Source organism: Brevibacterium sp. ZH18 (genome assembly GCF_022748595.1).
Lineage (GTDB): Bacteria > Actinomycetota > Actinomycetes > Actinomycetales > Brevibacteriaceae > Brevibacterium.
Genome location: NZ_JALDSX010000080.1, coordinates 1 through 5,683 on the forward strand (window position 1 = coordinate 1; position 5,683 = coordinate 5,683).

8 protein-coding genes are annotated in these 5,683 nt (G+C 56.2%); 4 read left to right on the forward strand and 4 right to left on the reverse strand.

What is annotated here, in order from left to right; genetic code table 11:
* Positions 1–336: 336 nt before the first annotated feature.
* Positions 337–783: a hypothetical protein gene (locus tag MPN20_RS16760; RefSeq protein WP_242783976.1), complete on the forward strand. Its 447-nt coding sequence runs from the start codon at positions 337–339 to the stop codon at positions 781–783.
* Between the two features lie 209 nt (positions 784–992).
* Here the strand turns inward: MPN20_RS16760 and MPN20_RS16765 are convergent, their stop codons facing one another.
* The 3 genes from MPN20_RS16765 to MPN20_RS16775 form a co-directional block, all read right to left on the reverse strand.
* Positions 993–2,138, reverse strand: coding sequence for a DUF4062 domain-containing protein (locus MPN20_RS16765; RefSeq protein ID WP_242783978.1), 1,146 nt, complete (start codon positions 2,136–2,138; stop codon positions 993–995).
* A gap of 380 nt (positions 2,139–2,518) precedes the next feature.
* Positions 2,519–2,809: a hypothetical protein gene (locus tag MPN20_RS16770; protein ID WP_242783980.1), complete on the reverse strand. Its 291-nt coding sequence runs from the start codon at positions 2,807–2,809 to the stop codon at positions 2,519–2,521.
* Positions 2,810–2,943: 134 nt separating this feature from the next.
* Positions 2,944–3,150 (reverse strand): hypothetical protein, encoded by a 207-nt coding sequence (locus MPN20_RS16775; protein WP_242783981.1) that lies wholly within the window; start codon positions 3,148–3,150, stop codon positions 2,944–2,946.
* A gap of 307 nt (positions 3,151–3,457) precedes the next feature.
* Here MPN20_RS16775 and MPN20_RS16780 point away from each other — a divergent pair, with 307 nt between their 5' ends.
* Both MPN20_RS16780 and MPN20_RS16785 read left to right on the forward strand, forming a co-directional pair.
* Positions 3,458–3,937, forward strand: coding sequence for a hypothetical protein (locus MPN20_RS16780; RefSeq protein WP_242783983.1), 480 nt, complete (start codon positions 3,458–3,460; stop codon positions 3,935–3,937).
* A 105-nt stretch (positions 3,938–4,042) separates the two neighbouring features.
* Positions 4,043–4,390, forward strand: a complete 348-nt coding sequence (locus MPN20_RS16785) for a nuclear transport factor 2 family protein (RefSeq protein ID WP_242783985.1) — start codon at positions 4,043–4,045, stop codon at positions 4,388–4,390.
* Between the two features lie 79 nt (positions 4,391–4,469).
* Here the strand turns inward: MPN20_RS16785 and MPN20_RS16790 are convergent, their stop codons facing one another.
* Positions 4,470–5,207, reverse strand: a complete 738-nt coding sequence (locus MPN20_RS16790; protein WP_242783986.1) for a class I SAM-dependent methyltransferase — start codon at positions 5,205–5,207, stop codon at positions 4,470–4,472.
* A 318-nt stretch (positions 5,208–5,525) separates the two neighbouring features.
* Here MPN20_RS16790 and MPN20_RS16795 point away from each other — a divergent pair.
* The coding region (locus MPN20_RS16795; RefSeq protein ID WP_242783987.1) for a recombinase family protein at positions 5,526–5,683 on the forward strand (158 nt) is incomplete at its 3' end.

The following is a 5,683-nucleotide window of genomic DNA, read 5'->3' on the forward strand; positions in this document are numbered from 1 at the left end:
AGATACGACAAGCTCGCCATCACCTATCGAGCGGCCGTCGTGATCAGCGCGATCCTGACATGGCTCCGCCAATAAAGGAGACATGCCCTAGTCTCCACAAGAGGCGTATATCTGCAAGCCGAATCAAGTCAGGAGGACGAGCCTAGTTCGAGCCCGTGGCTTGTTGTAGGGGACCGGGACAAGCTCGGCACCGATGGTCCAACCATCGAGCTAAATTACGCGGCTAGACGTGCTTTAAGGCGTACTGACCATCTCGTCATCGTCGGCTATTCCTTTAGGGACGAGCATATTAATGCTCTGCTGCGTGACTGGATTGCAAAAGACCCGGATAGAACGATGACGGTGCTTGATCTTGACTGGAAACCCTTTTCCGACGTATCGCGCTTCAAAAACAACCCCGACTTCCGAACACAGCTCGTAGCTATGTACGCCCCGACGCAGGATCGTCGCGGCAACTCTGTAAAGCCACGATTGCTTCCAATCGCGGGGACTGCTTCAGAAAAGCTGGATTTGGCGCTTCATTCATTGCCTTCCGAAGACCCGGCTCCATTGGTGAGAATTACGAAGTCGAGGAACACCGGTTCTGCCGAAACCTTCGTTCTGACCTGGAACGGCCCTGACCTCCATCGACCTCGAATTGCGGTCGTAGATGTTGATGAAAACACCACAGGCTCGTCCATCTATTCTCCGGAAGGTTCGCCCACCCTAAAAAGGCTGGGGGCCCACGGACATATACACGTTTTGCTACCTGGCAAACCGGTGCCGCAAAGACGATTGTCTTGACAAGAGCGGGTACCGGCACCGTTGTATTGCGAGTCTCTGGTGGGTCGATCAGGGGAGCGTACAAGGCCGAAGTATCTGTGTAGAGGCACTTCCAAGTTCCACGAAAACACAATCAGGTTTACATAAGGTTTATTATCGGCGCTTCGTTTGTGCTGGTGAGAGACTTATTCGTCTTCCGATGGGCCGCATTGTGCAGGGGGGGCGATCGATCATAGGTTCGTTACGGTGCCGTCGATCGAGACAGGTGCTGGGTCTGGTTCGTTCATGTACATTTGCGGCGGGGTCCAGGTGGCTTGCAAGCGGCGAGCACCTTGGTGGGTGGGTCCGAGCGTGAACGAATCGATTCTCGACGCCACCTGCTCGGTGAGTAGCCGTTCAGCGAACAAGAGTTGTGCTACTGGCCGTAGGACACTGTCGTCCAAGGCCTGCCCTCGTAATGGAATCAGAGGGTCGATCGGCTGTGCTATCCACCCCATCTGCTGGCCGAGCAGTGAGGTGTCGAAAAGACCTTCGGACAGTGCTCGCCGTGCCACCTCATCAGCTGATATCCCATTGATTGTCGCACGCATATGTGATGCTTGCTGCTCATGAGCGACCAGCGTCAATTGCACTTCATGGCCGATCGTCGAGACGGTTTTTGTGGACAGCTCGATGATCCGCACTGGCAGTGCCGTCTGAGGGGAGGCGAACGGCACTCCGTCTGCACGGTTGTTTCGCAGGCGCACGAGCTCGGCATGGACCGCCTCGCTGCGGACCCTCGCGGTGAGAGAAATCGTCTTTCCGTCGTTTGTGATTTCGCGCGCACGAAACAGTGTCCGGCCTACTCGCACCCACGGCGCCAGCTCCTCGGCTGCTACCCCCTCCAGACGACCCCGCACTCGCTGGCCGAGATCTTCCGGGTCACTCCACGGGCTCGTCGTATATAGGTTGCGGGCGCCTTGGACCAGATCGCGTTGGGGGCCGTCCATTTCTCCGTTTGTCTCGGCATAGACGAAAAGGCACAGCCGGAGCCCGTGGCGCTCGGCCTCTAAGAACTCCGCGTGAGTAGCTGAATATCCGTCGGGCATCCGCACGCCGTAACGTGTGCCCCACATACCCACGTAGATGTCGGAGCTGCGAACCCCTGATAGATATGCCTGCTCGGCCGAGATGTCCTGTGCTCCGAGATCCTCGAACACTACCGCCGTTGCCCCGACCGACTCGATCGCTGCCCGTACCGCGGTTCGCTCCTCAGGCATGTCAGTGATGAGGCTGGACACAAATACCCGCCGCCCGCTCGCCCACGCCCATATATCCTGCTCGGAGGCAGAGACGGAGGCCGAGCGCTGGTCAATCAGTAGCGACGCACTATCCATGCCCCAAGTCCACCACGGACACGCATAGAACGCCAAGAGCGCACGCGACGCGCTAGTACACTTCGTGCAACACCTAACACACCGGGTTTTACACCGTTTTCGACGTCGACGCGGCGCACCATGAGGAGGGGGACTGATGCAGCTTCGGGCGGTCCACGTTCGCCATAGAACGATCCCGACATGCTCTACTTCACTTTCGCGGTTTTTGGCCTGACAACGCTGCGTCGCCTCGACGAGTTAGAGCCTGTCGCTGTCAGTCCGCGGTTAGGCCGGATACGCGGTCAAGAACATGAGGTGCGTGGCCTGCGCGGAGAACGAGAAATTCCATAAACCAGGTAACGCTAAGGATCTCGCTAGTAATATCAAGACCTCCGTTGTGGTTAACGAATTAAACGAGTGCCGACTTTCACCACCGCGGCCCCGGCAAGCCCCACCACGCTTAGTGCTGTTGCAATAACACCAACCCAGACCAGTGCGTCTTGTGCAGGGCTGCTCTGCAGAGTTGTGTCATCGACGAGAGCGATGAACCCAGAGATCGCGAGCCCGAGCACCGCAGCACATGTGAGTCCCGCGATCAGAAGCATCGACCATGTGGCGTTCAGCCGCCGCAGCTGGTCGAGGTCTCCGAGTCGCCAAGGCGCTCGATTTACCACAGAAATGATGAAGCTCACGGCTAACAGTGTGAGAGCGACTCCGAAGCTTAGGAGAATCCACATCGTTGAGAAGATCGCGAGGCCAGTGATAAATCCGGCTAGAAGCGTGCACAGACCCGCGAAGATCAGCAAAACGGCGATACGATCACTCTTCACAGTTCTTGCTTCCCGTGAGCTTGCCGGCGCATGAGATCAAGCATTTCTTTGCGGTCAGATTCTTGACGCTTGAGGTACTTGGCGATCCAGACCGCGGCGACAACCACAGCTACGATGATGGCCAGAAAGACAAGTACAGGTAGCAACGTCAGCAGCATGCCAAGAATGCCAAAGCTCGATTCCACGAAGCCAAAGTCCTCCATCGGTCAGTTTCCTTAGTTTTATCTGTAAGCTCAGCCCGTAATTGAAAGCTGTCCCGGTCCCAACTCTATAGCGTCTTCAGGCACCGTGTAGGTACGAGAAGGCGACAACATTGTCACGATTCAGAAGACAGGGGCCAGGGCAACAGTCAGTTTCAGGAACCGCTAACTCTACCCGTGATGGGCTTTGCTGGTTCCTCTATCAGGACACAATAGATCGAGAGTTAGTTACCACTGCCCGGAACTATACGAGCGAGTGTGTCATATTGGTTTGAATGCCTAATCGCTAGGGCGTTAGAGGAGTATCACTGTGAACAACACGCTCTCATTGCACATGCTGATAGAGGCTAGCGATGAGTCGGTCGAGCTCTACCACATGGAAGATGTTCAGTGGGTGGAGTGGGTGCTCCTCGGATGGTTCGCTGTGGGCGCGACTGTCGCGATTTGGGTTCTGACCATTGTTGTGAAGAGACAACGAGCATGGTTGCCACTCACCCTGCTCGGACTTACCTCGGTCGGTTTGATTGCTGGAGGATTTTTCGTCCAGATGGGGCAGGGCCCCTACCTAGATGATCAAGGTATGTGGGCTTGCCCGTCAGGGCTCAACGCAATGCGAATTACCGAGGCCAACGGGCTGACTCTGCCGGACGGAATCGTCGAGTGTCGCGCTGATGCGAAACGGAACGTGGCAGTTGGTGGAGCTATGGCCGTGACAGGTGTTCTCGTTGCCGGAGCTTCATCCGTGGTTGGCAAGCGGCGAGGAGAGCCTAAGTGTGAGATTCAACGATGAATGGCGGTGTTTTTTCATCGCTATGTGGCGGGCATTCGCGTTCTTCCGGCAAATGTCCTGCCGCGGCCACTAGGCTTGTACTGACCATATTTCGAAGGAGCAATGATGAGTCAGACACCGAATCTCGTACAGCGACATATAAATGCTTTCAACAATCAAGATGTCGACGCGCTGCTCGCAGACTTTGCTCCTTCGGCCGAGTGGATCACTGGCGGCTACACAGTGCCTAAAGGGCAACTGCGCGAATTCTTCACCTCCGCGATGGAATCGCTCACACCCCAGCTCACTCTCCGACGCGCTATCGACGGAGGAAATGCAGTTGCCATCGAAATGGCAGAGGCCTGGACCCACGACGCCACCGCAAAATCAGCTGAGCTGATAGCAGTCTTCGATCTCGACGCAGGAAAGATCACGCGAGCGAGGATTTACCGCGAGGGCACCGCAGATCCGTAAGCCCCAGCGTTGGTCTTTCTCGACCGGCAGGCAACTCCGAGTCATCAGCGCCGCGTAGCAGTGCATCCATAGCAGACAGTCATCCTCGTGCGAGGATCAACCACCCACGTCCCGGAGCGTACGACAGATCGCGCACCTCGATGTCTATGAAGCCAGCCGCCGAGAGCGATTGTTCGAGCGCGTCTTTGTCGCGGAACCGTAGGGTCGAAGTGGAGTCGATTCGTTCACCATCGCGGTGAAAGATCGTCGGTGATTCGAAGCTCACGAGCTCCCCGTCTATTTTGGTCACCTGTATCCATTCCTCAACTGGTCCTTCGCCGTCGAGCTCGACTAGCCGATGAGTCTGTTCTTTAGTCCAACGCTCCCAACCGCGGTCGGCGGGACGTCGTGCCTCAAAGATGAGGTGCCCGCCTGGCCGAAGGCAGGACTTGCTTGCCTGCAAGGTGGCCATCCAGTCATCATCGTTCAAAAACACTTGCGCGACGTTGGCAGTCATCGTAACGAGATCGAAGTGCCCATGTAGGCTTGGATCAGCCGAAACGTCGATTGTTGTGCCAACGACGAATTCTGCGAGGTCAGAGTCCACCTTTTCACGAGCAACGTCGATGGACGCCGCCGCTGGGTCAACTCCCAACGTGACAATTCCCAGAGCTGTGAGCTTTGAAATCAAGGTTCCAGTACCGCAACCTACGTCGAGTACTGTTGTCGCCTTGAACTCCTCGATGTACCGAAGATCCATGTCAAGATCGCTCCGGTCAGGGTCAAGCGGATCGTAGACACGAGCGAGCCTGGGATTGGAGAAGATGCTATCTGGCATTTTTCCAGGCTACCGGTTCAAGGCACCCCCAGCAGTGACAATCTAAACCGTCCGCACATAACCGCTAGGCTCAGCAAAACGCCGGAGGTCGGTGTACAGGCCCTGGGTTGGGCGGCACGAAGCATGATCGTGAACAAATCCGAATCGCAAGCATTCGCATGTATTGGAAACCTTTAGATTTATAAGACGCCAGACCTGCCTCAGCGTGACGTCAATTCAATCGCGTACTCACAGGGTACGATCTGTCTCGCTAACTCGTCTTGACGCAAAGTGTCTTAGAGTCGTGACTTCTTGGGATTTATGAGTCATTCTTAAGGCATGAGGCTTCTGGGTTACACACGAATCAGTACTGCCGGCCAAGATGCGCAGCTCCAACTCGACGCACTCGTCGGTGCGGGAGTCCAGAAACGAGATGTGTTCTCAGATGTGACCTCTGGGAGTAAGACGGCGAAACAGCGACCTGGAATGAGGCGGCT

Excerpts from the sequence above, each read along its gene's own strand:
- MPN20_RS16760 (WP_242783976.1), top strand. The coding sequence starts at position 337 with ATGACGGTGCTTGATCTTGACTGGAAACCCTTTTCCGACGTATCGCGC.
- MPN20_RS16765 (WP_242783978.1), bottom strand. The coding sequence starts at position 2,138 with ATGGATAGTGCGTCGCTACTGATTGACCAGCGCTCGGCCTCCGTCTCT.
- MPN20_RS16775 (WP_242783981.1), bottom strand. The coding sequence starts at position 3,150 with ATGGAGGACTTTGGCTTCGTGGAATCGAGCTTTGGCATTCTTGGCATG.
- MPN20_RS16785 (WP_242783985.1), top strand. The coding sequence starts at position 4,043 with ATGAGTCAGACACCGAATCTCGTACAGCGACATATAAATGCTTTCAAC.
- MPN20_RS16790 (WP_242783986.1), bottom strand. The coding sequence starts at position 5,207 with ATGCCAGATAGCATCTTCTCCAATCCCAGGCTCGCTCGTGTCTACGAT.